The organism is Actinomadura sp. NPDC048021 (genome assembly GCF_040653135.1).
Lineage (GTDB): Bacteria > Actinomycetota > Actinomycetes > Streptosporangiales > Streptosporangiaceae > Spirillospora > Spirillospora verrucosospora.
Map to the genome: position 1 here is coordinate 157,731 of NZ_JBEZJQ010000003.1, position 26,374 is coordinate 184,104.

Sequence of the window (26,374 nt, forward strand, 5' to 3'; positions counted from 1 at the left end):
GGGCCGTGCGGGGGCGAGGGAGCCTCCGGGCGGCCGCGGCGAAACAGGAGGATCATGCTTTCGGGGCTGGGGCGTCTCATCCACCGGCGACGCTGGACCAGCCTCGTCCTGATCCTGATCATGACCGGGGTGGCGGGCGCCTGGGGACTCGGCGTGTTCGCCAAGTTCAAGGAGGGCGGCTTCGAGGACCCCGACGCGTCCTCGACGCTCGTCGCCAAGCTGGGCGCGACCTACTTCGGCAGCACCAACCCCGACGTCCTCGTCCTGTATTCGAGCGACACCATGACGGTGGACGACCCGCGCTTCGAGGCGAGCGTCGTCACCACCATCGCGCGGCTGCCCAAGGCCCGGGTCGACGAGATCATCTCCTACTGGTCGTTCAACGGCGAGGCTGCGCGCACGTTCGCCTCCCATGACCGGCACTCGACCTTCGTCGCGGTGAAACTGAAGGGCACGGAGGGCGCGGACAAGTTCGAGAACTACCACGCCGTCAAGGACAGCCTGGCCGCGCCGGGGCTCGACGTCCGGTACGGCGGCAGCGTCCCGCTGGGCGAGGAGTTCGGCCAGCAGGTCGTGGCCGACATCGTCCGCGCGGAGACCATCACCGCGCTGCCCCTGCTCATCCTGCTCGTCATCCTGTTCGGCGCCGTGACGGCCTCGGTCCTGCCCATCATCGTGGGCGTCTTCTCGACGGTCGGCGGGCTGGCCGTCCTGCACGTGGTGACGTACGCGGCGGACGTGACGTCCTTCGCTTTGGAAGTCGTCACGATGATGGGCGTCGGCCTGGCGATCGACTACTCCCTGTTCATCATCAGCCGTTTCCGTGAGGAACTTCAGCGCGGCATGACCGCGGAAGGCCTGCCACCGGGAAAGCCCTGGAAGCGAGAACGCGACAAGGCGGCGCGCAAGGCCGCCAAGGAGGCGCACAGGACGGCGCTCAAGCCCATCCGTGAGGCCGCGCTGGCCGCCACCATGGCGACCGCGGGCCGCACCATCATGGTCAGCGGCGTCACCGTCTCCGCGGCTCTCGCGGGCCTTCTGCTCTTCCCGCAGATGTTCCTCCGGACGATCGGGCTCGCCGGCATAGCCACCGTCATGGTCGCGGTGTTCGGAGCCACCGTCCTGCTGCCGACGCTCCTGGCTCTTCTAGGGCCGCGTGTCGAAGGCGGGCAGATGTGGTGGCGGCGCCCCAATGCCAAGCGCGCGCGGCGGGACCCGGAGAGCGGCTTCTGGTACCGGCTCGGCCACAGCGTGATGAAGCATCCGCTCCCGTACTTCGCGGTCGTGCTCGTCATCCTGGGCGTGATGTTCGTGCCGTTCCTCAACGTCCAGTTCGGCAGTGTGGACGCCCGTGTCCTTCCCAAGGACAGCCCCACCCGCGCCGTGGTGGAGACCATCAAGAGGGACTTCCCCAACGGAACCGTTGAGCCGATCGACGTGGTGGTGTCCGGAGACCTCATCCCGCGCGACTGGACGCCGTCCGGCAAGGGCGACCCCATCCCGCCCTACCTGGAGCAGTTCCGGAAGCAGCTCGCGTCCCTTCCCGGCGTCACCGAGGCCCAGTTCACGGGCTACTCCGGCTCGTACGGGGGCGTGCGCATCTCCGTCACGCACAAGTACGAGCCGATGGACCGGCACGCTCAGGACCTCGTCACCGAGATCCGCGCGATGAGCCTGACCAAGGACGGCTACCCGATGCACATCGACGTCGGGGGCAGCACGGCCGGCCAGATGGACCTGATGTCGAGCCTGATGAGATCCCTGCCGAAGATGGCGCTCGTCGTCGGGGTCGCCACGTTCCTCCTGCTGTTCATGTTCTTCGGCTCGATCGTCCTGCCGCTGAAGGCCATCGTCATGAACGTCCTGTCGATCGGCGCCTCGTTCGGCGCGATCGTCTGGGGCTTCCAGTACGGGCACCTCGCCGGGCTGCTGGACTTCACCCCCACCGGCGGGGTCGAGGCCACCAGCATGATCCTCATCCTCGCGGTCGTGTTCGGCCTGTCCATGGACTACGAGGTCTTCCTGCTGAGCCGGATCCGCGAGGAATGGGACCTCACGCACGACAACCGCGTCGCGGTCGCGTCCGGCATGCAGCACACGGGCGGCATCATCACCAGCGCCGCGCTGCTCTTCCTCCTCGTCATCGCCGCGTTCAGCATGGCCGGGATCACCGTCGTGAAGCTGATCGGCGTCGGCATGTTCGTGGCCGTCGTCGTGGACGCCGCCCTCGTCCGCTCCCTCCTCGTCCCCGCCACGATGCGCTTCATGGGCGCGGCCAACTGGTGGCTGCCGGGCTTCCTCGCGGGCCTTCACGCTCGCATGGACCTGCGCGAACGCACCGTCCTCGTCCCGGACGGCGCCACCGTGGCCCCGCCCCGCCTCCCCGACGAGCAACCCTTTCCCTACGCCATCGACTGGGCGGAATCGACCCCGCGTCCCGCGAATGCCGTGCCGTCGAACGGAAACGTCCGCCCGGACACCGTCGAGCCCGGCGCCCCTTCGAACGGGGCGCCCGCGGACGTGCCGCGCGCCCGTCAGCGAGTGGACGCGAACGCCGCGTTCCAGTCCGAACCGCAGCCGAACGCGGACGCGTCGCCGAAGCTGGTCTTCCAGTCGGCCGCCGACGGCGCGGGGCTCCGCCGGGCCCCCGAGCCCGAGGGCGCGCCCTGGGCGCCGTGGGCGGACGGCCCGCCGCAGCCGGTGCCGCGCCCCGCGCCGCGCACCCGGCGCGTGATCGTCCCCAACGCGGACGGCTCGGGCTGGCACTGGGGCGAGGAAGAAGACTCCTCCTGACACCCGCCCGTCACAGGAGCGAGTCGATGATCTCCTGGGCCCGTCCGATGCCGTCCTCGTCCCGGATGCGCCGCCCCGCCTCGCTCGCCCGGTCGGCCATCCCCTGGTCGCCGACCGCACGGCGGATCTTCCTGGCGAGCCGCGGGACGGTCATCGCGCGGAACGGCAGCGGGGCGGGCCCCGCCCCCAGCGCCGCGACGCGTTCGCCCCAGTACGGCTGGTCGCCGAAGAACGGGCACACCACGGTGGGCACACCCGCCCGCAGCCCCGCCGCCGTCGTGCCGGCGCCCCCGTGGTGCACGACCGCCGCCATACGCGGGAACAGCCACGAGTGCGGCACGTCCCGGACGGCGAACACGTCCTCGTCCGACGTCGCCGGGTCGCCCTGAACGATGCCGCGGACTCCGGCGAGTTTCAGGGCCGTCCGCACGGCCATCCCGGTCATCTCGGCGTCCTTCGGCACCATGCTCCCGAACCCGACGTACACCGGGGCGGGCCCCGCCGCCAGGAAATCCGCGAGGTCCGCGGGAGGCTCCCACTCCGGCTCGTCAAGGAACCAGTAGCCCGTCAGGTTCACGTTCGGCGCCCAGTCTCGGGGGCGCGGGACCACCACCGGACTGAAGCACGCGAGCACCGGACCGCCGTCGGACCGCCGTCCCCGCAGCGGCAGCCGCGGCAACCCCAGCACCTCGTCCCGCCACGGGTTGATGAACGGGCGCGACAGCTGCCACGCGATCTGATCGACCGCGCGGAAGCTCGCCCGATTCGCCCACTGCCCGAGCATGCGCGCCTGCGGGACGAACGGGTGCGGGAACGCCCCGGTCGGCTCGCTCGGCTGGAAATGGACCAATGCCCACGGAACGCCGAGATGTTCGCCCAGGTGCCGGGGAAGGAATCCGAGTGTGGGTCCCAGAATCAGATCCGCGCCTTTACAGGCGTCCGAACACTCCGACAGCAACCGTTCGGCCATCGGCCCGAGGATCCGCCGGAAGCCGCCGAGGAACTTCACCGGATTCCGGCCCCCGGCCAGCAACTCCTGCCCGGCGTCCGATTCGAGGATCTCCGTCGGATCCGCCGTGAGCGGCGCGAGCTCCAGCCCCGCCGCGACGACCATCGGCGCGTACCGCGCACTCGCGACCAGCCGCACCTCGTCCCCCCGCGCTCGGAGCGCCCGCCCCAGCGCCACGCAGGGCTGGATGTCCCCCCGCGACCCCGCCGCGAAGATCACGATCCGGCTCACGTCCACCTCCTACCAGGCGTCACTGCGCGGGACGATGCGAGGCTCCTCCACCGGCTCCGCCTCGGGCACATAGGGCTCGTACCACCCCTCCGGCGGCGCCGGACGCTCCCCGTCGTCGTCGAGGTCGGCCCGCTCACCGGGCTCTCTCGGGCCTTCGTCCGGCAGGGTCTTCGCGTCTTCGGCCGGAAGTTCTTCTGGGAGCTCCGCCAGGGTGCCTTCGATCGGCGTTGCCCCTTCGTGCGCGGCAGGTGGTCCGGCGATCTCGCTCGCGCTCGGTGGGGGTTCTGGGGGCGTCCAAGGGGAGGTGCCGCCCGGCCCCTCTTCGGCTGCGCCCTGTTCGCCGGGCAAGGGGAACACCTCGGTCGCCGGTGGCGGAACTCGTGCGGGGGCCTCTGCCGATGGTTCGGACGCGGGAGCGCCGGGCGGCGGCTCGGCGGTGGGCCAGTCCTTCCAGGGGTTGGCAGCGGGAGGAGGCGGAGGCCAGGGGGTTTCGGCTGCCCAGGTGGAGGTGTCGTCCCGGGGCTTCGGATCGGTGTCGGTCCACCAGTGGGGGCCCGGCGTGGGTTCGGGCATGGGGTCTTCCTCCCAGGTGAGGGGGAGTGGGAGGGGCTCGCCCGGAGGTGCGGCGACGGCGACCGGGGCGGTCAGCGCGGGGACGGGGTCGCGGGGGGACGGGTCGGAACCGCGGGGCGCGGGTTCGACGAGGGGTGAGGACTTGCCGTGCTTGGGCCCCAGCCAGCCGCGGCGGCTGGGGAGGGTGAGGCCGCTGATCAGACCGCCGACGAGGACCAGGACGGCGCCGAGGATGAGGCCGGAGGCGGTGCCGCTGCGGAACGTCTCCAGCTCGGCGGCGCTCGCCCCCTCCGCGGGGACGTGGTGGACGAGCAGGCCGATGATGGCGATGCCGAAGGCGCCCGACGCCTCGCGGATGACGTTGATGATGCCGCTCGCGACGCCCGCCTGCTGCTCCGGGACGGCCTTGAGGACGTACATGACGAGCGGCATGCCCATCGCGGCGCCGACGCCGACGATCATGACGCCGGGCATGAGGTCGGCGTAGCCGTCCCCCTGCTGGATGGTGGAGAACAGGAACATGCCGAAGGCCATGAGGGCGAGGCCGCCGCCGATGGCGGGGCGGGGGCCGAGCTTGGCGGCCAGCCAGAACGCGACGGGCGTCATGACCATGATGGCGATGGACGGCGGCAGCATCACCAGGCCCGCCTGGGGCGGGGAGAAGCCGAGGAAGCGCTGCAGAAACGTCGCCGAATAGAAGATCATCCCGTTGAAGCCGATGCCGTAGAGCATCTGCGAGAGCAGGCCGCCCGCGAAGACCCGGTTGCGGAAGAACCGCAGATTGATCATCGGGTCGGGGGCCCAGCTCTCCACCAGGACGAAGCAGGCCAGGGCGATGAACGCGAGGGCGAACACGCTGAGGACGGACGGGTCGGCCCAGCCGTGCTTGTTGCCCGACTCCAGCCCGTAGGTGAAGGCGAACAGCATCGTGGCGGAGATGAGGACGCCGGGCAGGTCGACCCGGGCGTCGCGGTTCTCGCCCTTGCCGGTCAGGACGACCAGGCCGAGCAGGATGACCAGCACGCCGGGGACGATGTTGATCAGGAAGATCCAGCCCCAGCTCCACTGCTGGACGATGAAGCCGCCGATGGTGGGGCCGAGGGCGGTGGCGCTGGAGCCGGCGCCGACCCAGACGATCGTGCCGAGAGAGCGCTGCTTGTCGGTGCGTCCGACGGTGACCATCACCTGGGTGGCGGGGAGGGCCAGGGCGGCGCCGGCGCCCTGCGCGACGCGGGCGAGGATGAGGGTCGCCGAGTCGGGGGCGAGGCCGCAGACGGCGGACGCGGCGGTGAAGACGACCATCCCGGACACGAAGGTGACGCGGCAGCCGAAGACGTCGGTGAGCCGCCCGCCCGCCACCATCAGGCAGGAGAACATCAGGATGTAGCCGGTGGCGACCCAGTCTTTGGCCGAGTTGGACATGTCGAGGTCGCTCATGATGGTGGGCAGCGCGTTCGCGACCACCGTGTTGTCCATGGTGATCATGAATGCGCTGACGGCCACCACCGCCAGCGCCCATCGGTATCGGCCGCGGGTCAACAGTCCGTACGGCGTGAACTCCCGCACCGGCCGCGGAAATCCGCCGCTTCCCCCTAAAAACAGTCGTCGCTATTGTTACTATTGGTTGGCGCTTCGTTACTCGGCCCTGACTCCAGGCCGCGGTACCACAACTATCCCATCAGGCCACATTGGTTACTGCCGAGTCTTGTCATCACCGTGACAAGACGTGGGGGAGAAAAGTGGTCTGGGTGCGCATCGTGAGTCGGTCATCGTGAGACAAAGTGGTCCCTCCGCTTCGACGAACGATCCCGGTTTCATGGGGGGAACGCACCGCATGCAGAGCAACGATCGTTCCGGAGCCGCGCGGGAGAACGCGCAGGACGAGACACGGATCAGCGAGGATTCGGTCCGCCGGCACCTGATCGAGCAGATCGCGCGCCGCTCCAGGACCACCGCCGCCGAAGTCGACCCCGACCGGCCGCTGGAGGAGTTCGGTCTGGCCTCCAGGGACGCGGTCGCGATCGCCGGCGAGCTCGAGCAGATGCTCGGGCGAGCCCTCCCCGCCACCCTCGTCTGGGAACACCCGACGATCAACAAGCTCTCCGTCGCGCTGGCCGGCGGGACCCCCGCGCAGGCCCCGGCGCCGGAGCCGGCCGCGAGGCGGGCCGCGAGCGAGGAGCCCATCGCCGTCGTCGGCGCCGGGCTGCGCTTCCCCGGCGGCGGCCGCGACCTGACCGGGCCGGACGACTACTGGCGCTTCCTGACCGGGCGCGGCGACGCGATCCGCGAGGTGCCGGACGGCCGGTGGGACGCGTTCGACGACGGCTCCCCCGAGGTCGGCGACCTGCTCGACCGCACGACGCGGCTCGGCGGTTTCCTGCGCGACGTCGCCGGGTTCGACGCGCAGTTCTTCGGCATCACCCCGCGCGAGGCCGCGGTCATGGACCCGCAGCAGCGGCTCGTCCTCGAAGTGGCGTGGGAGGCGTTCGAGCACGCGGGCATCGGCCCGGCGTCGCTGCGCGGCAGCCGCACGGGCGTGTTCGTCGGCGTTTCCGCGCCGGAGTACGCCGCGTTCACCGCGTCCGACCTGGCCTCGCTCGAACCGTTCACGGCGACGGGCGCGTCGCTCGGCATCATCGCGGGCCGGCTGTCGTACCTGCTCGACCTGCGCGGCCCCAGCATGATCGTCGACACGGCCTGCTCGTCGTCGCTGGTCTCGGTGCATCTCGCCGCGCAGGCGCTGCGCGGCGGCGAGGCCGACGTCGCGCTGGCCGGGGGCGTGAACCTGCTGCTGTCGCCGACCGTCACGATGACGTTCGACCTCGCCGGCGGGACGGCGGCGGACGGGCGCTGCAAGGCGTTCGACGCCTCCGCCGACGGCATGGTCCGCGCGGAGGGCTGCGGCGCCGTCGTCCTGAAGCGGCTGTCGGACGCGGAACGGGACGGCGACCGGATCCTCGCCGTGATCCGCGGCTCCGGCGTCAACTCCGACGGGCGCTCGAACGGCCTCGTCGCCCCCAACTCCGACGCGCAGCGTTCCCTGCTGCGGGACGTCTACGCGAGCGCGGGCGTCGACACGCGAGAGGTCGACTACGTCGAGGCCCACGGAACGGGGACGTTCCTGGGCGACCCCATCGAGGCCAAGGCGGTCGGCGAGGTCCTCGGCGCGGGCCGCGGCCCCGGAGAGCCGCTGCTGCTCGGCTCCGCGAAGTCCAATCTCGGGCACATGGAGTCCGCGGCGGGCATAGCGGGCCTCATCAAGACGGTCCTCGCGCTGCACCACCGGGTCATCCCGCCCAGCGCGCACTACAAGGAGCCCAACCCGCACATCCCGTTCGACGAGCTGCGCCTGGCGGTCGTCGCCGAGGAGACGCCGTGGCCCGACCGGGGGCGGCCCGCACGGGCGGGCGTGTCCGGGTTCGGCTTCGGCGGGACGAACGCGCACGTCATCCTGGAAGAGGCTCCCGCGCAGGAGACGACCGTCCAACCGGCCGTGGTCAGGACGTTCCCCCTGTCCGACACCAGCGACGACCGCATCCGCGACCACGCGGCCCTGCTGGCCGAGTGGCTCCCGAACCAGGACGTGAAGCTCGCTGACGTCGCCCGCACCCTGCACCGGCGCGCCGGCCGCGGACGGGCCCGCGCCGCCGTCGCCGCCAGAGACCGCGCAGGGCTCGTCGAAGGGCTGACCGCCCTGGCCGAAGGGCGTCCCCACCCGGGCGTGGTGACGGGGACGGCGCTCGGTGCGCCCGGCCGTCCCGTCTGGGTGTTCTCCGGGTACGGGGCGCAGCGCGCGGGCATGGCGCAGCGGCTCCTGGAGGAGGAGCCCGCGTTCGCCGAGGCCATCGACGACTTGGACGGCCTGTTCGCCGAGGAGGGCGGCCCCGACCTGTGGTCGCTCCTCGAAGAGGGCCGCAAACCGGACGGGCCGGCCGACACGATGCCGGTCCTGTTCGCGATCCAGATCGCCCTCGCCCGCATGTGGAGGGCGTACGGCGTCACGCCCGGCGCGGTGGTCGGCCACTCGATGGGCGAGGTCGCCGCGGCCGTCGTCGCGGGCGCGCTCACCCTGGAGGACGGCGTCCGCGTCATCTGCCGCAGGTCGCGCCTGCTGACGCGGCTCGTCGGCGGCGGCGCGATGGCGGTCCTCGGCGCGTCCGCCGCGGAGGTCGCGCGGCTCGGCGAGGGGCTTCCCGAGGTCTACGCGGCCGTGCACTCCTCGCCGAGGCAGACCGTGGTCACCGGCGACGCCGGCCAGGTCGCCGAGATCGTCGAGCGGGCCGAGGCCGAGGGCCGGCTCGCCCGGATGGTGCAGGCCGAGGGCGCCGGCCACTCGCCCCAGGTCGACCCGCTCCTGCCCGAGCTGCGCGAACTCCTCGCCGGCGTGGGGGCCGAGCGGGGCGCCCCGCTCGCCGAGGGCATCAGGCTCTACACCACGGCCCAGGACGATCCCCGCGCGTACCTCGACTCCGCGTCCGCCCTCGGCGTCGACCACTGGGCGGCGAACCTGCGGAACGCGGTGCGGCTCACGGACGCGGTCGCGGCCGCCGCCGAGGACGGCTTCCGGACGTTCGTCGAGGTCAACGCGCACCCGATCCTGGCGCACGCGGTGGGCGAGACCCTGGAGGGGACGGGCGCGCTCGTCACCCACACGCTCAAGCGGGCGCCGAAGGGCCAGGAGACCGACGACACGCTGGCGTTCCACGCGCAGCTCGCCACCCTGGCCGCGCACGGGCACACGATCGGCAGGCCCGTGGACGGGCGGATCGTCGACGTCCCGCAGTCGCCGTGGCGGCACGAGCGGCACTGGGTCGACCTGTCGGCGAGCACATCGGGCAAGCGCGATGAACACCCCCTCCTGGGGGCGCATGTGGAGCTTCCCGGCGAAGACCGGCACGCCTGGCGCGCCGACGTGGGGCTCGCCGCGCAGCCGTGGCTGCGCGGCGCGGCCGGCGCCGGCGCTCAGGCGGGGGTCCACGCCCTGCCGGTCGCGGCGTTCGCGGAGATGGCGCTCGCCGCCGGCGCGGCCGCGCTCGGCACCGAGGACGTCCGTGTCAACAGCCTGTGGATGGAGCGGCCGCTCGCGCTCGCCGACCACGCGACCGTGACGACGACGTTCACCGAGGCGGAGCAGCGGGTGGAGATCCACGCGCTGACCCCGGCGGGCACGTGGGCGCGGCTGGCCAGCGCGGACGTCGGAGAGGACCGCCGTCCCCCCGCCGCGTCCGGGCCGGGCGCGGCCACCGAGGTCGCCGCCGCCGAGCGCGGCAGCCGCCACTACCGGCTGCACCCCGAGGTCTTCGACCGCTGCCTGGCCGTGCTGTCGGACGAGGCGGCGGGCGGCGACGGCGGCGTGTGGCAGGCCGAGACGATCGGCAGCCTCCGCGTGTTCGGCCCGACGCACCGCGGCGGCCACGTCCAGGCGAGGGTCGTCCGGGGCGAGGAGGGCGTGACGGGCTCGGTCGCGCTCCTGGCGGCGGACGGCCAGGTCCTCGCCGAGGCGACCGGCATCGTGCTCCGCCGGGTCGAGCGCCACGACATCCCCGTCCCGCTCGCCGACAAGCTGGTCGAACTCGTCTGGGACGAGACGCCCCTCCCGGAGGGCGCCGAGCCGTCCGAAGGCGGTACCTGGCTGGTGCTGGCCGACGAGGACGACGCGCTGGGCACCGCGGCGGCCGCCGGGCTGGAGGAGCGCGGGAGGCGCGTCATCCGGCACCGGCCGACGAACCGGCCGCCGGACGACCATCCGGCCATGGCCGAGCCGGTCGAGGGCGTCGTGCTGGTCCCGCCCGCCGATCTCGTGGACGAGGAACTCGTCCTCGCCGTCGCCGGGGTGAGCCGCTCGCTGCCCGACGGCCCCCGCCTCTACATCGCGACCCGATCCGCGCTGCCCCTGGCAGGGGAGGGCGTGCCCGGCCACGGGTTCGTCAGCGCGCTCACCAGGGTTCTGGCTTTCGAACGCACCGTCCAGCGCGCCACCCATGTGGACGTCGACCGTCCCGCCGATCTGGTCGCGGAACTGCTCGCGGGCGACGACGCGCGGGAGGTCGCCTGGCGCGCCGGCACCCGGCACGTGGCGCGCCTCGCGCAGGCCGTCCTGCCGGAGACGCCGGCCAGGAAGAAGCGCGCCGTCCGGCGCGGCGGCGCGTACGTCATCACCGGCGGGTACGGCGGGATCGGCCTGGTCACCGCGCGGCTGCTGGCCGAACGGGGCGCCGGGCGCATCGTCCTGTCCGGGCGCGGCGGCCCCGACGCCGACGCCGAGAAGGTGATCGCCCGCCTGCGCGAGGACGGCGTCGACGTCGGCGTCGTGCTCGGTGACATCGCCCGGCCCGGCACGGCCGAACGCCTGGTCGCGGTCGCCCAGGAGGGCGGCGCCAGGCTGTGCGGGGTGGTGCACGGCGCCGGAGCGATCGACGACCGGCTGATCGCCGACCTCGGCCCGGAGGATCTCCACAGGGTGTGGACGGCGAAGGTCGAGGGCGCCCGGCGGATCAGCGAGGCCACCTGGGACCTCGACCTCGACTGGCTCGTCACGCACTCCTCGGCGGCCGCGCTGCTCGGCTCGCCGGGGCAGGCCGCCTACGCCGCCGCGAACGCCGCGACCGACGCGCTCATGGCGTACCGGCGCGCGAACGGCCGCCCCGGGACCACCATCAACTGGGGCACGTGGTCGCGGGTCGGCGGGGCCGCCGAGACGTCGGTCGCCGTCATCGACCCGATCAGCCCGGCGGAGGGCGCGGAGGCGCTGGAGGCCCTCCTCGTGCACGGCAGGGCGGCGACGGGCGTGCTGCGCTTCGACCCCGCCACCGCCGTCGGCCTGTTCCCGGAGATCCGGAACATGCCCTACTTCGCCGCGCTCACCGAGGCGGCCGACGAGCTGGGCGCGGGCGACGCCGGTGACTGGCCCGGCGTGGAGGCGCTCGGGGAGCTCGATCCGGCCACCGCCCGCAAGATGATCGCCGCTCAGGTCAGGCACCGGATCGCGGCCGTGCTCGGCTTCGACCCGGAGCGCCTCGACCCGTCCGTCCCGCTCACCGACCTCGGCCTCGACTCCCTCGTCGCGGTCCGGATCAAGAGCGGCGTCGAGCACGACCTCGGGCTGACCGTCCCGGCGTCGGTGCTGCTCCAGGGCGCCAGCGTGAACGTCTTCGAGGAGTGGGCGGCCCGCGAGCTCGGCCTCGCCGACGCCGGCGCCCCCGCCCCCGCGGCGGTGTCGAACGCCGAGTCCGGGTACGTCATGCCGCGCGACGCCGCCGAGCGCCTCGCCGTCCGCATCTTCGAGGACGTCCTCGGCCTCGACCGCGTCGGCGTCACCGCCGACTTCTTCGCCGACCTCGGCGGCCGGGACCGCGACGCCGACCGGGTCGTCGCCCTCGTCGCGCGGGAGGTCGGCGGCGAGGTCACCCGCGGGGAGCTGTTCGAGACGCCGACGGCGCAGAACGTCGCCGAGTACCTCAGGGCGGCCGACGAGGAGGCGGCGCGGCAGACCGTCCGGCCGCTCAGATCCACCGGGGACCGGCGTCCGATCTTCATCGGGCACCCGGCCGGCGGCACCACCGCCTGCTACCGCCAGCTCGTCGACCTGCTCGGCGACGACCAGCCGGTGTACGGGCTGGAGCGGTTCGAGGACGCGCCGCCCGTCGAGGAGCGCGCCGCCCGCTACGTCCGGCACCTGGTGGAGGCGCAGCCCGAGGGCGCGTTCCGGCTCGGCGGCTGGTCGTTCGGCGGCGTCCTCGCCTACGAGACCGCCCGGCAGCTGGCGCGGGCGGGCCGCGAGGTCGAGTTCGTCGCGCTGTTCGACGCGGGCCTCCCGCTCGCGGTGGACGACGAGTCCGACACGCTCGCCCGGCGCTTCTCCGCGTTCGCCGACTACATCAACGAGACCTACGGCCTGGAGGTCGCCCTCACCTACGAGGAGCTGTCCGGGCTGGACGAGGAGTCGCAGTTCGCGCTGGTCATGGAGCGTGCGGCGCCGCTGGTCGACCACATCCCCCCGGCGGCGCTCACCCACCAGCTCACGTCCCACCAGGACACCCGTTCCCTGGAGGCGTACAAGCCGGAGCCCTACGACGGGCACGTCATCCTGTACCACGCGCCCGAGGAGACCCCCTGGGCCGTGCGGGACGCACGCTACGTGCTCGACGGGACCAACGGTTTCGGCGGGCTCTGCGCCGACCTGGAGATCGTCACGATCCCCGGCGCGCACCATCTCAACCTGCTCGACCCGCCCGGTGTGGGCGTTCTCGCCGCGCACCTGGAGGCCAGGCTCGCGGGACGGCGGGAGAGCGACGCCGTCCCCGCGCCGATCACGGCCCGCTGAGGGCCGCCCCCCGAACCCCGTTCCACGGAGGACTTCCCCATGGCCCACCCCGGCCCGTCCCACGCCCTGCTCGACGCCGTCCGGTCCGGCGCGAGCGGTCCCGAGCTGCAGGAGATCGACCTGCCGACCCGCTTCCGCGCGGCGTTCACCCGCAAGGACGAGGTCGGGATCTTCGAAGGCCAGACCGACAAGGACGTGCGCCGCTCCCTGCACGTCGGCGAGGTCGAGATGCCCGAGCTCGCGCCCGACGAGTGCGTCGTCGCGGTGATGTCCGCTGCGATCAACTTCAACACCGTCTGGTCGGCGATCTTCGAGCCGGTCCCGACGTTCGCGTTCCTGGAGAAGTTCGGCCGGCAGGGCTGGTACGGCGCCCGGCACGACCTGCCGTACCACATCCTCGGCTCGGACGGCTCGGGCGTCGTCGTGCGCACCGGCAGCGGCGTGAAGAGCTGGAAGGTCGGCGACAAGGTCGTGCTGTCCCCGTCCTACGTGGACGAGGAGGACCACGGCTCCTACGACGACGGCATGATGTCGGAGAGCCAGCTCGCGTGGGGCTTCGAGACGAACTTCGGGTCGCTCGGCGAGTACTGCATCGTCAAGGCGAACCAGCTGATCCGCAAGCCCGCCCACCTGACGTGGGAGGAGGCGGGCTCCAACACGCTGTGCGCCGCGACCGCCTACCGGATGCTCGTCGGGTCGCACGGCGCCCGCATGAAGCAGGGCGACGTCGTGCTGATCTGGGGCGCGACCGGCGGGCTCGGCTCGTTCGCGACGCAGCTCGTGAAGAACGGCGGCGGCATCCCGGTCGCCGTGGTCTCCTCCGAGGAGAAGGCCGACATCGTCCGCTCGCAGGGCTGCGACCACATCATCAACCGCAACGACCTGGAGCTCGGCGAGCAGGGCCTGCGGCACCCGAAGGCCGGCCGGATGCTGGGCGAGGCGATCCGCCGGCTCGTCGGCGAGGACCCCGGCATCGTGTTCGAGTACCTCGGCCGCGAGACGTTCGGCGCGTCCGTCTACGTCGCCAAGCGCGGCGGCAAGATCGTCACCTGCGGCTCCTCCACCGGGTACCGGCACGAGTACGACAACCGGTTCCTCTGGATGCGGCTGAAGAGCATCATCGGCTCGCACGGCTTCAACTACCACGAGGCCGTCGAGATCAACCGGCTGATCGGCCTCGGCATGATCCACCCGACGCTGTCGAAGGTCTTCCCGCTGGACGAGGCGGGCGACGCGACCCGGGCCGTCCAGACGAACCAGCACATCGGCAAGGTCGCGGTCCTGTGCGGCGCCACCGGCGAGGGCCAGGGGGTGGACGACCCGGCGCTGCGCGAGCGCATCGGCGAGGAGAAGCTGAACCTCTACCGCCGCTGAAACGCGTGCGGGACGGGCCCGGAGCGCGGGGCCCGTCCCTTTTCTTCTACGCTTTCTGAAGGCGGGTTGAAAAACGTTTCGTTGACAGTATGAGGCGCGGATAGCGATTCTTTGGGACGGCACCAGCGCGCGCTAGCAGACCGCCCCCCCGCAACAAGGAGTCGCGTGATGCAGCGTCGAACCCTGCTCGCCTGCGCCGTTCTCGCCGCCTTTACCGCCATTCCCGCCGCGAGCGTTTCCGCGGCCCCCTCCGCTCCCGACCCGACCGCCCCGAAACGCGGGCACGTCGCGGGCGCCCGCACCTTCGTCCCCGACGCCCGCAACGCCCGGGCCGTGCAGAGATTCCGCGACCTGCACCGTTCCCGCCTGCGCCGCGAGCAGATCCACCACTTCTGGGGCGTCGAACCGGCCGCCGGCTCCCACGACGGGCTGACCGCCACCCACAGCGTCGACACGAGCTATCGGGTGTCCAACAGCGCCGACTTCACCTACACGCCCACCGTCAAGGCCGCCGGGTCCTGCATGGAGATCACGACCGTCTACTCCCAGGTCGTCGGAAACGAGATCTGGGCCTGGGACTGGTGCGGCGGCAACGGGCCCGCCAAGGAGGTGAAGATGGACGCGAACTTCCTCCGGACCTACACCAAGAGCGTGAACGGGCGCCCCGCCTACAGCGTCCAGCTCGTCAGGACGAACGCCTCCACCAACGCGTGGTCGGCGTACCTGTACAACTACACGACGAATTCCTGGAGCCTCTTCTACAGCAAGTCGGGCCGGGACACGAGCTCGCTGACCTATGGCTGGGACATCTTCGAGATCTACGCGTCCCGCGACCCGAGCACGGGCAACGCCTACTACTGCGCGGACGCGAAGAACGTCGTCTTCGAGAGCAGTTCCATCCAGCTCCGCAGGAACGGCGCCTGGAGCCCGGCGACCGCCTCGGACTCGCCCTGGCAGCCGACCGCGACCCCGAACCCCCGCGACTATCTCTGCCCGTCCCTGCAATTCGTCCGCGCCGGCGCGAACGACCACTGGATCGTCAGGCAGTAGCTCAGGTGGGCAGCGGCCGATCGTTCACGACGTGCTTCATCACCAGCGTGGAGTTCAGCCGCTGCACCCCCGGCAACGCCGCGAGGACGTCGTCCTCCAGTTCCTGATAGGCCTTCAGGTCCGCGGTGACGATGCGCAGCAGATAGTCGGGGTCGCCGAAAAGGCGCTGGGCCTGCACCACCTCCGGCACCCTCGCGACGGCGGCCTCGAAGCCGAGCAGCGTGTCGCGGTCCTCCTGCCGCATGGTGACGAAGACCAGCGCCTGGAAGGTCAGGCCGAGCGCGGCGGCGTCCACGACCGCGCGGTACCCGCGGATCGTGCCGCCGCGCTCCAGCTCCCGCAGCCGCCGGTGGCACGGCGAGACGCTCAACCCCACCCGCGCCGCCAGTTCGGTGACCGTCAACCGGCCGTCCTCCTGGAGCACGGCAAGGATCTTCCGATCGATGGCGTCCACAAAGCAGATTCTTCCACAAAAGGGTTCTGAACGGCCAAAAGTCGAAACCATTTTCCGCCAGTTCAAACGTATTCTCCCCGTAATGGCCGCCAGAAGGGGAGGAATGCGATGGCAGCGGGATCGGTGCTCGCGTTCTGGGCGGTGTCCCTGCTGCTCATCGCCGTCCCGGGCGCGGACTGGGCCTTCACCCTCTCCACCGGACTGCGCGGCGGCGTCGTACCCGCCGTGGCCGGGCTGGTCACCGGCTACGCCGCGGTGACCGCGATCGTCGCGGCAGGCGTCGGCGCGCTGGTCGCCGGCTCCCCGTCCGCCCTGACGGCCCTCACCGTCGTCGGCGGCCTCTACCTCATCTGGCACGGCGCGACGACCGTCGCCCGCCCCGGCCCCCTCGACGTCCGGACCGGCACCGGCACCGGCTGGGGCACCTTCCTGCGCGGCGTCGGCGTGAGCGGCCTCAACCCCAAGGGCCTGCTGATCTTCCTGGCCCTCCTGCCCCAGTTCACCGATCCGCGTGACGCCTGGCCGGTCCCCGCCCAACTCGCCGTCCTGGGCCTGACCTTCATGGCCACCTGCGCCGCGTTCTACCTCTGCCTGGGCACACTGACCCGCACCATCCTCAACCCCCGCCCCGCAGCCGCCCGCACGATCACCCGCCTCTCCGGAGCCGCGATGACCGCCCTGGGCACCTGGCTCCTCCTCCCCCACCTACTCCCCTGACCAGCACACCAACCGCCCTCCCCGGCCAGTTCGATAGCGCGATCGAGCTATGGCGATCCTCCCTGCCATGGCACGCAGGGACCGAATCGGCTCGATAGCTCTACGTTGCCAAGTGATTACTCTTAGCTTGCTTTCATGCCCACCAACGAACACGAGCTACCGCTGGAGATGGTCCGCAACAGGCCGCAGCTCGTCCCCGAGATGTTGCGGAGCGTCTTCGGACTCGACGTGTCCACCAACGCGCGAGCCACGCTGGCGTCGGAGTCCTACGCCGACACCAACCCTGCTGAACTGCGCTGCGACGCCACCGTCCTGCTCGGCGACCCGAAGTCCCCCGTTCTGGGCGTCGTGGTCGAATCCCAGCTACGAGCCTTACGCCAGAAGACCTACAGCTGGCCCGCCTACCTGGCGTCGCTGCGCCTGCGCCGCCGCTGCCCCGTGGTGCTTCTCGTCCTGTGCCCGGACCAGGCCACGGCACGAGGATGCGCCGTCCCGATCGACATGGGACACCCCGGTTGGGTGCTCAAGCCCCTGACCGTCCATCCCGAGATGCTGCCCCCCATCACCGACCCGGACCACGCTCGCCGCCTCCCCGAACTGGCGGTCCTCAGCGCCCCCGCCCACGCGGACGGCCCGCAGTCGGAAGCCGTCCTCCGGGGCCTCTCCGCCGCCATCGGCTCACTCACCGGCGACACCGGAGCGCTCTATCATGACTACGTAATGTCGCGGTTCTCTGACGCCGCCCGCAAACTCATGGAGGACATGGTGAAGCTCGACAACTACGAGTGGCAGTCAGAGTTCGCCCTCACCCACCGCGCCGAAGGGCGTACCGAGGGGGAGGCGAAGGCTCTGCTGCTGATGCTTGCGGCGCGCGGTCTCGATGTCTCCGAGGATGTCCGCGCGCGGGTCGAAGCATGTACTGATCCCGAGCAGATCGAGCGGTGGATCCAGCGTGCGGTCAGTGCCGACTCGGCTGAGGATCTCTTCACCTGACACTGCCCGTGACCTCATGGAGGACGTGGTGAAGCTCGACAGGTACGAGTGGCAGTCAGAGTTCGCCCTCACCCACCGCGCCGAGGGGGAGGTGAAGGCGCTGTTGCTCATGCTTGAGGCGCGCGGGCTTGATGTTTCTGCGGGTGTTCGTGCTCAGGTCGAGGGTTGTAGCGATTCCGAGCAGATCGAGCGCTGGATCCGGCGTGCGGTCAGTGCTGATTCGGCTGAGGATCTCTTCGACTGAGGGCTTGGTCCGGGGGCTGGCGCGTCGGTTCACACAAGAGTCCGGCTCGTGCCCCGAAGGGTACGAGCCGGACCGGTGTTCTGGTGTGGTCGTGCCGACCCGTGCCCGAAGGCACGGGCCGGCACGATTCACTTACTGCCGTACCGCGAGTTGCACGGTGCGGCTGGTGTGCTAGACCGCCTCAGCGGCCAGCGCCTCCTCGATCTCGGCCATGAGGGCCTCGAAGAGGAGAGCGAACCAGATGATCGCCTGGTAGACGTACGCCTGGTTCAGGTTCCCGAGGGCGTGGCCCTCGGGGGTGTTCTCCTCGGTGGCCTGCCGCACCCGGTTGAGGATGCCCATCAGCTCCCCCATGAGGGTCTCGGCACGTCGGGGCATGCCGAGCAGGAGGAACACGATGGCCAGCCAGCCCGTGATGTTGTTGAACAGCCCCTCCTCGGCGAGGGAGATGCCGTCCTGGAACTCGGCCGCGTGGTAGCGGACGTGCCCCTTGCCGACGCGGAGCCCCTTGAGGGGTCCCGCGGCGGTGTGGGGCGCGTCGATGGCGAGCGCCGTAGCGCGCACCAGCTCCTCGTCCACGGACTCGAAGATGTCCGGCGCCTGCATGAAGGCGAGGAGGATCGACGAGTCCAGCACGGGCATGTCGGGCGCGGCCACGATGACGCCGTGCTTGACGCACTCGTCCCGCACCCACGGCATGACCTTGGCGGCCAGGGCCTTGTACTCCCGGGCCTTCTCCTGCTCCCCCGCCATCTCGAAGATCTTGGAGAAGTAGGCCAGAGCCTGGCCGTTGAGGATCTGCGCCGAGGCGTAGACCCGCAACTTCGCGCCGTTCTCCTGGTTCTCCGCGGGGCGGATCTCCCAGACGCCGGAGCACGGCTCGAACATGGCCGCCCTGGCCTGAACGGCCAGGGACGCCACGAACTCCAGGTCGATCAGACCCTGGAGCGCCAGGCGGTAGCACACCTCCGCCGCGTACGAGATCCAGTCGTGCTGCTTCTGGTCGCCCGCGCCGTTGCCGACGCGGTAGACCGAGCCGCGGTGACCGATCCCGGGGATGACGACCTCGAGGTTGCTCGCGACGTTGCCGCCGTCGACCTCGTGCATGATCGCCAGCCTGCGGCGGATGTCGTGCAGCTTCTTGTACCACTGGTAGCGCGCCAGGAGGACCTTCGGGTCCCCCGCGTCCGTCAGGCTGAGCACCGTCAGGACGCCGTCACGCTCCCAGTCCTTCAGGTAGTCCCAGCACCGCACGGCCTGGCCGAGCCGCGGGTCGTCCTCCGGGAGGCTCCGGGTGGCGGCCGCGTAGAACGAGCCCCCGTTTCCGAAGCCCAGCAGCCGCAGGTTGATCGCGCTTCGGAGCGCGATCTCGGCGTACTTGCCGCGGAGGTTCCGCAGGCTCTGGACGTACTTCAGCCAGCCCTTGTCGGACTCGACGATGAGGCGCTTTGCCTCCTTGTCGGTCCGCGGCGACAGGCTGTCGTGTCCTCCGACCGCGAAGAAGGCGGACTTCTTGGCCTTCAGGAGCAGAGACCCCCTGACCGAGGTCCCGCCCTCCTCGAACGTGAGGTGCATGTTGGTCGTGAAGAACATCTTCACGTTCCCCACGGTAGCGACGCACTCCGTGAAGCCGCGCCCGGATCGCAGGACGGTCCACTGGACCGGCTGCTCGCCCGCGTGGCCGTAGCGGAGGCGGAAGTCCAGCGTGGCGGTGACGCTCCCCCTCTCACAGGTGAGCCTTCGCACCAGCTGGTTGCCGTCGGGGGTCGTCGGGGACCCCACCATGACGGCCTCCTCCCTGGCCTGCCCCGTGGGGCTCGTCCAGGTTGACACCAGGGTGGCCGAGTTGGCCTTGAACCGGATGTCCGTCGGACGGTCCTCACCGGCCACGCCGAGCCGGAACGCGGTGGTCTTCGATCCGTCGTACAGGCCGTTGCAGACCGGCACGCCGTGCCCGAAGGGAACGTTCCACGAGCAGACGTTCCCGGCGAAGTCGAAGACCGCGAGGCGGCCGTGGCCGTTCCCGATGACGGCGGTGTCGCCGATGTCGGGGGACGTGTACTTGCGGCCGAGGGCGTCGGCGATGCCGGCGACCACGGCGGTTGCCGCGGCGTTTGCGGGGCTGCGCCACCGCATCCGCTGCAGCAGTACTGAGAGCTCGCTACGCATAGCGTTCTCTCCTCTCTGGGTTGTTGGGTGTGTTGCGTGCGCCACGTGAGGTGGCACACATTCGTGACCGTCCGTGGATGTCAGACGGAAGCAACACAGCCGACACACGCAGGACCCACGGGCGTTACCGTCCCGCCTCTCACACCGGCTTGATCATTGTTGGGGGAAACGGGGAGGTGATAAGTTGCCGCGCTTCGGCGGAGCGGGAGCCCGGTTCCGGGACGGCGCGAAGCCAGCCGGACGGGCGCGGCGCGCAAAGCCGCCAGGCACGATGAGGCCCGTGGCGCCGATCATGGGTGGAGGGCGGTCACCGTCCGGAGTGGTGCGGTCCGCAACGCGTCCCGTCGTCAGGGGCGCCAGGACGCCGGTTTGGCCGTATCCGGCCAACCTGAAGGATTCGGGCGCGAAGCCTCGGTTGAGAGCGATACGGCCGCGGGGGTCAGGCGAGTCGCACGCGGGGGTCTATCACCGCGTAGAGCAGGTCGACCAGCAGGTTGAGCAGGACGATCGAGGCGGACGTGAGCAGGGTGACGCCCAGGACCATGGGCAGGTCGCCGCTCTGGACCGAGCTGAGGGCGAGTTGTCCGAGGCCGGGGATGCTGAAGGTGTTCTCGGTCAGCACCGCGCCGCCGATGAGCAGGCCGAGGTCGAGGCCGAAGACCGTGATGATCGGGGTCAGGCAGGAGCGCAGCGCGTGCCGGGTCACGACGGACCTCTCCGGGACGCCCTTGGCGCGGGCGGTGCGGATGTAGTCCTCGGTCATCGTCTCCAACATGCCGGCCCGGGTGAGCCGCGCGTACATGGCCGCGTAGAGGAACGCGAGCGTCACCCAGGGCAGGACCAGGGCGTGGAACCACGTCAGGGGGTCGTCGGTGAGGGGCCGGTAGCTGCCGCCGCCTGGGAAGACCTTCAGGGTGTAGGAGAACAGCGCGAGGGAGACCAGGCCGGTGAAGTAGATCGGCAGCGAGACGCCGCCCAGCGCGATGATCATGGCGGCGCGGTCCCAGGCCGAGCCTCGGCGCAGCGCCGACAGGACGCCGGTGGCGATGCCGCCCGCGAGCCAGACGACCGCCGCGCCCAGGGCCAGGGAGAGAGTCGCCGGGGCCCGGTCCAGCAGCGTTCCTAGGACCGGCTGGCTGCTGCGGAACGAGTAGCCGAGGCACGGCGCCGGGCAGTGGTCGGTGACCGGGCCGGCGTCGTAGTCCGCGCCCGCGACGATCGACTCCAGGTAGTGGCCGTACTGCACGACGACCGGGTCGTCGAGCCCGAGCCGCTCCTTGGTCGCCTCGATCGCCTCGGCGGTGGAGGCCCGGCCGACGTAGGCGGCGGCGATCTGGTCGGTGCTCTGCCCGGCCAGCTTCGGTAACCAGAAGAAGATGCCGAAGGTCACCAGAGTGATCAGCAGGAGCATGAGGGCGGCGCCGATGAGGCGCCGGACGAAGTAGGCGAACACGTGTCCCGGTCCCGTCCGCCCGGCCTCGCACCGGGCCTGAACCCAGGATGAGCACCCTGTTGATCAGGGCGGTCTCGGGGAAGTCACGGAACCGCTTCCCCGGCCGGAGAAGTTTGTGAATTTTTCTCACGTCACCGGCCGAACCTGGTCGTTCGCCGACCTAGACTTTGCGCCTCGGGCACGTCGCGGGTCATGATTTGCCCCACACAGGTCCCATAAGTAAGTAATTACCCCGTGTGAACGGCGCGCAACGCAGGGGGACGGAGCTGGGAGGTTCTGTGGCGAACGACGGTTCGACCACCAGCGGGCGCCCGTGGGCGGATCTGCCGAGGGAACTGGCGGATCACATGCGACCCCACCTCGACGAGGTGGCGGACGACATGATCCAGGAGATTCAGACGCGCGTCAGGGAGTACGACCGGCCGGGGGACGGCTCCTACTCGGGGACCCTCCGGCTCGCCGTGGAGCGCGTGCTCCACTTCTTCGTCGAGCGGGTGGCCGACCCCGGCCACGACCCCGCTCCGGTGACCGACTTCTTCCGCGCCATCGGCCGCGGCGAGGCGGGCGAGGGACGCAGCCTCGACGCGATGCAGACGGCGATGCGGGTCGGCGGCATGGTGGCGTGGCGCCGGATGACCGAGGGCGCCGAGGCGCTGCAGGTGCCGCCGCGCACGCTCGGCGCCGTCGGCGAGGTCCTGATGCAGTTCCAGGACGAGCTCGCGCACGCGGCCGCCGAGGGGTTCTCGCAGGCCAAGGCGGCGGTCGCGGGGGAGATGCAGCGCCGCCGCAAGCGCCTGCTCGACCTGCTGTTCGCCGACCCGCCGGCCGCGCAGGAGGCGATCGCCGACCTCGCCGCCGCCGCGCACTGGCCCGTCCCGCGGACGGTCGCCGCGGTCGCGCTCGGCCGGCACCACGCCGACACCCGCCAGCCCGCGTTCCCGCCGGACGTGCTGGCCGACCTCACCCGCCGCACCCCCAGCCTGATCATCCCCGACCCGGACGGCCCCGGCCGCGCCAAGCTCGTGGACCGCGCCCTGTCCGGGACGCTCGCGGTCGTCGGCCCGACCGTCCCGCTGATGGAGGCGGCGCGCTCGATCCAGTGGGCGCGCAAGACGCTGTGCCTGGTCCAGCGCGGCGTGATCGAGGCCGACAGCGGCGTGATCCGCAGCGTGGAGCACATGTCCACGCTGATCCTGTTCCAGGACGAGGGGCTCATCACCTCGCTGGCCGACCTGCGGCTCGCGCCGCTGGCGCACCTGCGGGCCAGCCAGCAGGACCGGCTCGCCGAGACGCTGCTGGCGTGGCTGCAGTCGGGGCGCAACGCCAACGAGGTCGCGATGCGGCTGCACGTCCACCCGCAGACCGTCCGGTACCGGCTGCGCCAGCTGGAGGAGCTGTTCGGCGACCAGCTCCTGGACCCGGACCTGCGCTTCGACCTGGAGATCGTGCTGCGCGCCCGGGCGCTGCTGGCCGACAACGCGGGGGAGCGGATCATGCCGCCGGCCCGTGCGGCGGTCGGGGAGTCGGGCGAGGTCGTCAGCCTGCGGCGGGGCTGATCAGGGCTGCGCGGCGTGACGGGAGGACCGCAGCCGCTCGGCGGTGGCGACGCGCTCGGCCAGCCGGGTCTGCGCGTCGCAGAGCAGCCAGAGCTCGCCCTCGTCGGCGGCGACGATCTCTTCGAGGCAGCCGTTGAGGAGCTGGTAGTCCGACAGGGGGGTGACGCGGGTCGCGCGCAGGCCGGCGTCCGAGCGTTCGCTGTGCCAACCGGGCATGCACATGGTCGCCGACATGAAGCGGGGCTCCCTCGGTCGGTTCATGGTAGGTCTACCATAGAACCACCAAACACTGACCACAATGCGTTCGCGGCAACCCCAAGAGGGGGCGGGAGCGAGTGGGATCTGTACGGTATGAGGTCAATGCACCGACCTGGAGCAGGATCTGGTATGCCGCGACCCCCCGCGAAGGCACAGGCGATCAGCAACGCGCTCGCCGCTCGTATCGTCGAGGGCGAACTGGACCCGGCGGCCTGGCTGCCGTCCGAGCGCGAGCTGGCGCGCGTGTACGAGGCCGACCGCTCCACCGTCCGGCGGGCGCTGCGGCTGCTGGCCGAGCAGGGCCTTGTCCGGCTGCGGCACGGCGCGGGCGCGCAGGTGCGGGAGGCTCCGCGGGTGCGGCGCGCGGCGTCCGACATCACCCGGCAGGTCGGGGGGTGGCGCGGGTTCCACGTGTCGGCGCGGCGGGACGGGCGCACCCCGTTCACCCGGACGGCCGTCGCCGAGGTGGAGGCCGACGACCGGCTCGCGTTCCGCCTGGACGTCCCGCCCGGGACGCGGGTGCTGGAGCGGGCGCGCGTCCAGGGCGTCGAGGGGGAGCCGCCGGTCCAGACGGCGACGACCTGGGTGATCCTTGAGATCGTGGAGGAGGTCCCGGTGCTGCGCGAGGTCGACACGGGTCCGGGCGGCATCTACTCCCGGCTGGAGGAGGCGGGCTACCGGATCACGTTCGAGGAGACGGTGACGTGCCGGCTGCCCCGCCCGGAGGAGCAGGAGGCACTGGAGATCAAGCCCGACCAGCCCGTCCTGACGCTGTGGCGCCGCGCCCACGACCAGCGCGACCGGGTCGTCGAGGCCACCCACCGGGTGGTGGTCGGCGACCGGCACGAACTCGTCTACCGCTACGGGGCGGGCGTGTGAGCGGCGAGGAGCGGCCCGCCGTGCGCCAGGTCGCGTCGCGGGTCGTCTACGAGAACGCCTGGATGGTCGTCCGGGAGGACGAGGTCGAGCGGCTGGACGGCTCGCGCGGCATCTACGGGGTGGTCGACAAGCCAGACTTCGTGCTGGTCATCCCGGTGGAGGGCGACGGGTTCCACCTCGTCGAGGAGTACCGGTACCCGATCGGCAGGCGCACGTGGAACTTCCCGCAGGGCTCGGCCCCGGGCCGGCGCGAGGCCGACCCGGAGGAGCTGGCCCGGCGGGAGCTCGCCGAGGAGACCGGGCTGCGCGCCGGGACGCTGCGGCGCCTCGGGTACCTGCACTGCTCGCACGGGACGAGCGGTCAGGGCTTCACCGTCTTCGTCGCGTCCGACCTGGAGGCCGGGGAGGCCGACCGGGAGCCCGAGGAGCAGGACATGCGGCAGAAGTGGGTGACGCGGGAGGAGTTCAGGGCGCTCGTCCGGGACGGCCGCATCACCGACGACTCGACCCTCGCCGCGTACGCCCTGCTCACCATGGACTCGACCGGGTAGCGGGGTCCGGGGGGATCACGACCCGGATGCGGCAGCCGCTCGGGGTGTCCATGACGGTGATGTCGCCGCCGTGCAGCTCGGTGGCCCAGTTCGCGATGGCGAGGCCGAGCCCGGTGCCGCCGCCGGGGGTGCCGGCGCCGGACGCGGAGCCGCGGGAGAAGCGCTCGAACACGCGGGCGCGCTCCTCGGGCGGGATGCCGGGCCCCTCGTCGGCCACCTCGACGACCAGTCCGCCGGGCGGGTGCGAGGGACGGGCGGTGATCGTGACGGGGCGGCCGTCCGGGCTGTGCCGGGCGGCGTTGTCGAGCAGGTTGGCGACGACCTGGTGGAGGCGGTCGCGGTCGGCGGCGGCGCGCAGGCCGGGCGTGACGTCCGGCTCGAACACCGCCTCCGGGCGGCCCGCCCGCGCCTCCGCGACGACGTCGGCGACGAACGCGGCGACGTCGAGGTCGGTCACGTCGAGCGCCGCCGCGCCCGCCTCGACCCGCGACAGGTCCAGGAGCTGGGTGACGAGGCGGCCGAGCCGCTCGGTCTGGTCGAGGGCCGTCTCCAGGACGTCCGGCGTCGCGGGCGTGACGCCGTCGGCGACGTTCTCCAGCACGGCCCGCAGCGCGCTGATGGGGGTGCGCAGCTCGTGGGAGACGTTCGCGACGAACTCACGGCGCTGCCGGTCGACCTCGGCGAGGTCGGCGGCCATCCGGTTGAACGCCTGCGCCAGCTCCCCGACCTCGTCGCGCGAGGTGGCGCGCACCCGGCGGCTGTAGTCGCCGCGCGCCATCGCCCGCGCCGCCGCGGTCATCTCGCGCAGCGGCGCGGTCATGCCGTGGGCGAGCAGCTGGGTGACGACCAGCGAGAGGAGCACGCCGACCGGCATCGTCTGCCGGGCGCGGAATCCGAACGGGTACCCCCACAGCACGATCAGGACGGCGACGCACGCGGTCACGACGACCACGACGCCGAACTTCACCTTGATCGACCGGAGCGGGTCCAGCGGCCGGGGCAGCCGCGCCCACAGCCGGCGGGCGAACCGGGCGCCCTCGGCGGTCACGGCGCGGCCTCCAGGCTGTAGCCGACGCCGTGCACGGTGCGGATCAGCTCCTGGCCGAGCTTGCGCCGCAGCGCCTTGACGTGGCTGTCGACGACCCGGGTGCCGGACGCGTCCGCCCAGTCCCACACCTGCTCCAGCAGGACGGCGCGGGTGAGCACCGCGCCGCGGTTGCGCAGCAGGCACGCGAGCAGGTCGAACTCGGTCGGGGTGAGGTGCACCTCGCGCCCGTCGCGCCGCACCCGGCGGGCCCGCTGGTCGACCTCCAGCTCTCCGACGCGCACCGGGCCGTCCCCGGCGTCCATCGCGGGCCGCTCGACGCGGCGCAGCACGGCGCGGATGCGCGCCACGAGCTCGCGCATGCTGAACGGCTTGGTCACGTAGTCGTCGGCGCCGACGCCGAGGCCGACGAGCAGGTCGGTCTCGTCGTCGCGCGCCGTCAGCATCAGCACGGGCACGGGGCGTTCCGCCTGGACCCGGCGGCAGACTTCGAGGCCGTCGAATCCGGGCAGCATCACGTCCAGCACGATGAGGTGCGGCTCGTAGGCGCGGGCGCGCTCGACCGCCGACGGCCCGTCCCCGGCCGTCTCGACGCCGAACCCCTCGGCCGCCAGCCGGTCGGCCACCGCCCGCGCGATCGTCGGCTCGTCCTCGACGACGAGGACGCGCGTCTCGTGTGCACTCACGCCACCCGACTCTAGA

The 26,374-nt window shown here is 71.9% G+C and carries 18 protein-coding genes; 10 read left to right on the plus strand and 8 right to left on the minus strand.

What is annotated here, in order from left to right; genetic code table 11:
- Window positions 1-54: 54 nt before the first annotated feature.
- The gene (locus AB0C87_RS06620) at window positions 55-2,793 is read left to right on the plus strand and encodes an MMPL family transporter (protein WP_360576754.1); all 2,739 of its coding nucleotides are present in this window, start codon (window positions 55-57) and stop codon (window positions 2,791-2,793) included.
- A gap of 10 nt (window positions 2,794-2,803) precedes the next feature.
- Here the strand turns inward: AB0C87_RS06620 and AB0C87_RS06625 are convergent, their stop codons facing one another.
- Window positions 2,804-4,033 carry a glycosyltransferase gene (locus AB0C87_RS06625; RefSeq protein WP_360576755.1) on the minus strand — a complete coding sequence of 410 codons (1,230 nt, stop codon included), beginning with the start codon at window positions 4,031-4,033 and terminating at the stop codon, window positions 2,804-2,806.
- 9 nt (window positions 4,034-4,042) lie between these two features.
- Window positions 4,043-6,172, minus strand: coding sequence for a DHA2 family efflux MFS transporter permease subunit (locus AB0C87_RS06630; protein WP_360576756.1), 2,130 nt, complete (start codon window positions 6,170-6,172; stop codon window positions 4,043-4,045).
- Between the two features lie 268 nt (window positions 6,173-6,440).
- Between AB0C87_RS06630 and AB0C87_RS06635 the strand changes: the two genes are divergently transcribed.
- The 3 genes from AB0C87_RS06635 to AB0C87_RS06645 all read left to right on the plus strand — a co-directional run bounded on the left by AB0C87_RS06635 (window position 6,441) and on the right by AB0C87_RS06645 (window position 15,353).
- The gene (locus AB0C87_RS06635; RefSeq protein WP_360576757.1) at window positions 6,441-12,929 is read left to right on the plus strand and encodes an SDR family NAD(P)-dependent oxidoreductase; all 6,489 of its coding nucleotides are present in this window, start codon (window positions 6,441-6,443) and stop codon (window positions 12,927-12,929) included.
- A gap of 39 nt (window positions 12,930-12,968) precedes the next feature.
- Window positions 12,969-14,303: a crotonyl-CoA carboxylase/reductase gene (ccrA, locus tag AB0C87_RS06640; protein ID WP_345180432.1), complete on the plus strand. Its 1,335-nt coding sequence runs from the start codon at window positions 12,969-12,971 to the stop codon at window positions 14,301-14,303.
- Between the two features lie 168 nt (window positions 14,304-14,471).
- Complete coding sequence (locus AB0C87_RS06645) at window positions 14,472-15,353, plus strand: carbohydrate-binding protein (protein ID WP_345180430.1); 882 nt, start codon at window positions 14,472-14,474, stop codon at window positions 15,351-15,353.
- A gap of 1 nt (window position 15,354) precedes the next feature.
- Here the strand turns inward: AB0C87_RS06645 and AB0C87_RS06650 are convergent, their stop codons facing one another.
- Window positions 15,355-15,807, minus strand: coding sequence for an Lrp/AsnC family transcriptional regulator (locus AB0C87_RS06650; RefSeq protein ID WP_185029243.1), 453 nt, complete (start codon window positions 15,805-15,807; stop codon window positions 15,355-15,357).
- A gap of 108 nt (window positions 15,808-15,915) precedes the next feature.
- On the opposite strand from AB0C87_RS06650, the gene AB0C87_RS06655 reads away from it, so the two are divergent.
- The 3 genes from AB0C87_RS06655 (at window position 15,916) to AB0C87_RS06665 (ending at window position 17,761) form a co-directional block, all read left to right on the plus strand.
- A complete protein-coding gene (locus AB0C87_RS06655; protein WP_360576758.1) occupies window positions 15,916-16,524 on the plus strand; it encodes a LysE family translocator in 609 nt (202 codons plus the stop codon).
- A gap of 135 nt (window positions 16,525-16,659) precedes the next feature.
- On the plus strand, window positions 16,660-17,517 hold the full coding sequence (locus tag AB0C87_RS06660; protein WP_360576759.1) for a hypothetical protein: 858 nt from the start codon (window positions 16,660-16,662) through the stop codon (window positions 17,515-17,517).
- A gap of 28 nt (window positions 17,518-17,545) precedes the next feature.
- A complete protein-coding gene (locus AB0C87_RS06665) occupies window positions 17,546-17,761 on the plus strand; it encodes a hypothetical protein (RefSeq protein ID WP_360576760.1) in 216 nt (71 codons plus the stop codon).
- 171 nt (window positions 17,762-17,932) lie between these two features.
- Here the strand turns inward: AB0C87_RS06665 and AB0C87_RS06670 are convergent, their stop codons facing one another.
- Together AB0C87_RS06670 and AB0C87_RS06675 are read right to left on the minus strand one after the other, a co-directional pair.
- Window positions 17,933-19,930 carry a glycoside hydrolase family 15 protein gene (locus AB0C87_RS06670; protein WP_345180420.1) on the minus strand — a complete coding sequence of 666 codons (1,998 nt, stop codon included), beginning with the start codon at window positions 19,928-19,930 and terminating at the stop codon, window positions 17,933-17,935.
- A 439-nt stretch (window positions 19,931-20,369) separates the two neighbouring features.
- Window positions 20,370-21,383 carry an ABC transporter permease gene (locus AB0C87_RS06675; protein ID WP_345180418.1) on the minus strand — a complete coding sequence of 338 codons (1,014 nt, stop codon included), beginning with the start codon at window positions 21,381-21,383 and terminating at the stop codon, window positions 20,370-20,372.
- Between the two features lie 347 nt (window positions 21,384-21,730).
- Here AB0C87_RS06675 and AB0C87_RS06680 point away from each other — a divergent pair, with 347 nt between their 5' ends.
- Window positions 21,731-22,939 carry a PucR family transcriptional regulator gene (locus tag AB0C87_RS06680; protein ID WP_244993805.1) on the plus strand — a complete coding sequence of 403 codons (1,209 nt, stop codon included), beginning with the start codon at window positions 21,731-21,733 and terminating at the stop codon, window positions 22,937-22,939.
- Here the strand turns inward: AB0C87_RS06680 and AB0C87_RS06685 are convergent, their stop codons facing one another.
- A complete protein-coding gene (locus AB0C87_RS06685; protein WP_345180415.1) occupies window positions 22,940-23,200 on the minus strand; it encodes a hypothetical protein in 261 nt (86 codons plus the stop codon). It abuts the gene before it with no gap.
- A 126-nt stretch (window positions 23,201-23,326) separates the two neighbouring features.
- Here AB0C87_RS06685 and AB0C87_RS06690 point away from each other — a divergent pair, with 126 nt between their 5' ends.
- Window positions 23,327-24,076 carry a UTRA domain-containing protein gene (locus AB0C87_RS06690; protein WP_353832549.1) on the plus strand — a complete coding sequence of 250 codons (750 nt, stop codon included), beginning with the start codon at window positions 23,327-23,329 and terminating at the stop codon, window positions 24,074-24,076.
- Window positions 24,073-24,627 carry an NUDIX hydrolase gene (locus AB0C87_RS06695; protein WP_345180410.1) on the plus strand — a complete coding sequence of 185 codons (555 nt, stop codon included), beginning with the start codon at window positions 24,073-24,075 and terminating at the stop codon, window positions 24,625-24,627. Before AB0C87_RS06690 ends, AB0C87_RS06695 begins: the two co-directional genes overlap by 4 nt.
- Here the strand turns inward: AB0C87_RS06695 and AB0C87_RS06700 are convergent.
- Both AB0C87_RS06700 and AB0C87_RS06705 read right to left on the minus strand, forming a co-directional pair.
- On the minus strand, window positions 24,605-25,675 hold the full coding sequence (locus AB0C87_RS06700) for an ATP-binding protein (RefSeq protein WP_353832548.1): 1,071 nt from the start codon (window positions 25,673-25,675) through the stop codon (window positions 24,605-24,607). The two genes, AB0C87_RS06695 and AB0C87_RS06700, sit on opposite strands and share 23 nt — an antisense overlap.
- On the minus strand, window positions 25,672-26,358 hold the full coding sequence (locus tag AB0C87_RS06705; protein WP_345180405.1) for a response regulator transcription factor: 687 nt from the start codon (window positions 26,356-26,358) through the stop codon (window positions 25,672-25,674). The genes AB0C87_RS06700 and AB0C87_RS06705 overlap by 4 nt, the downstream gene beginning before the upstream one ends.
- Between the last annotated feature and the right edge of the window lie 16 nt (window positions 26,359-26,374).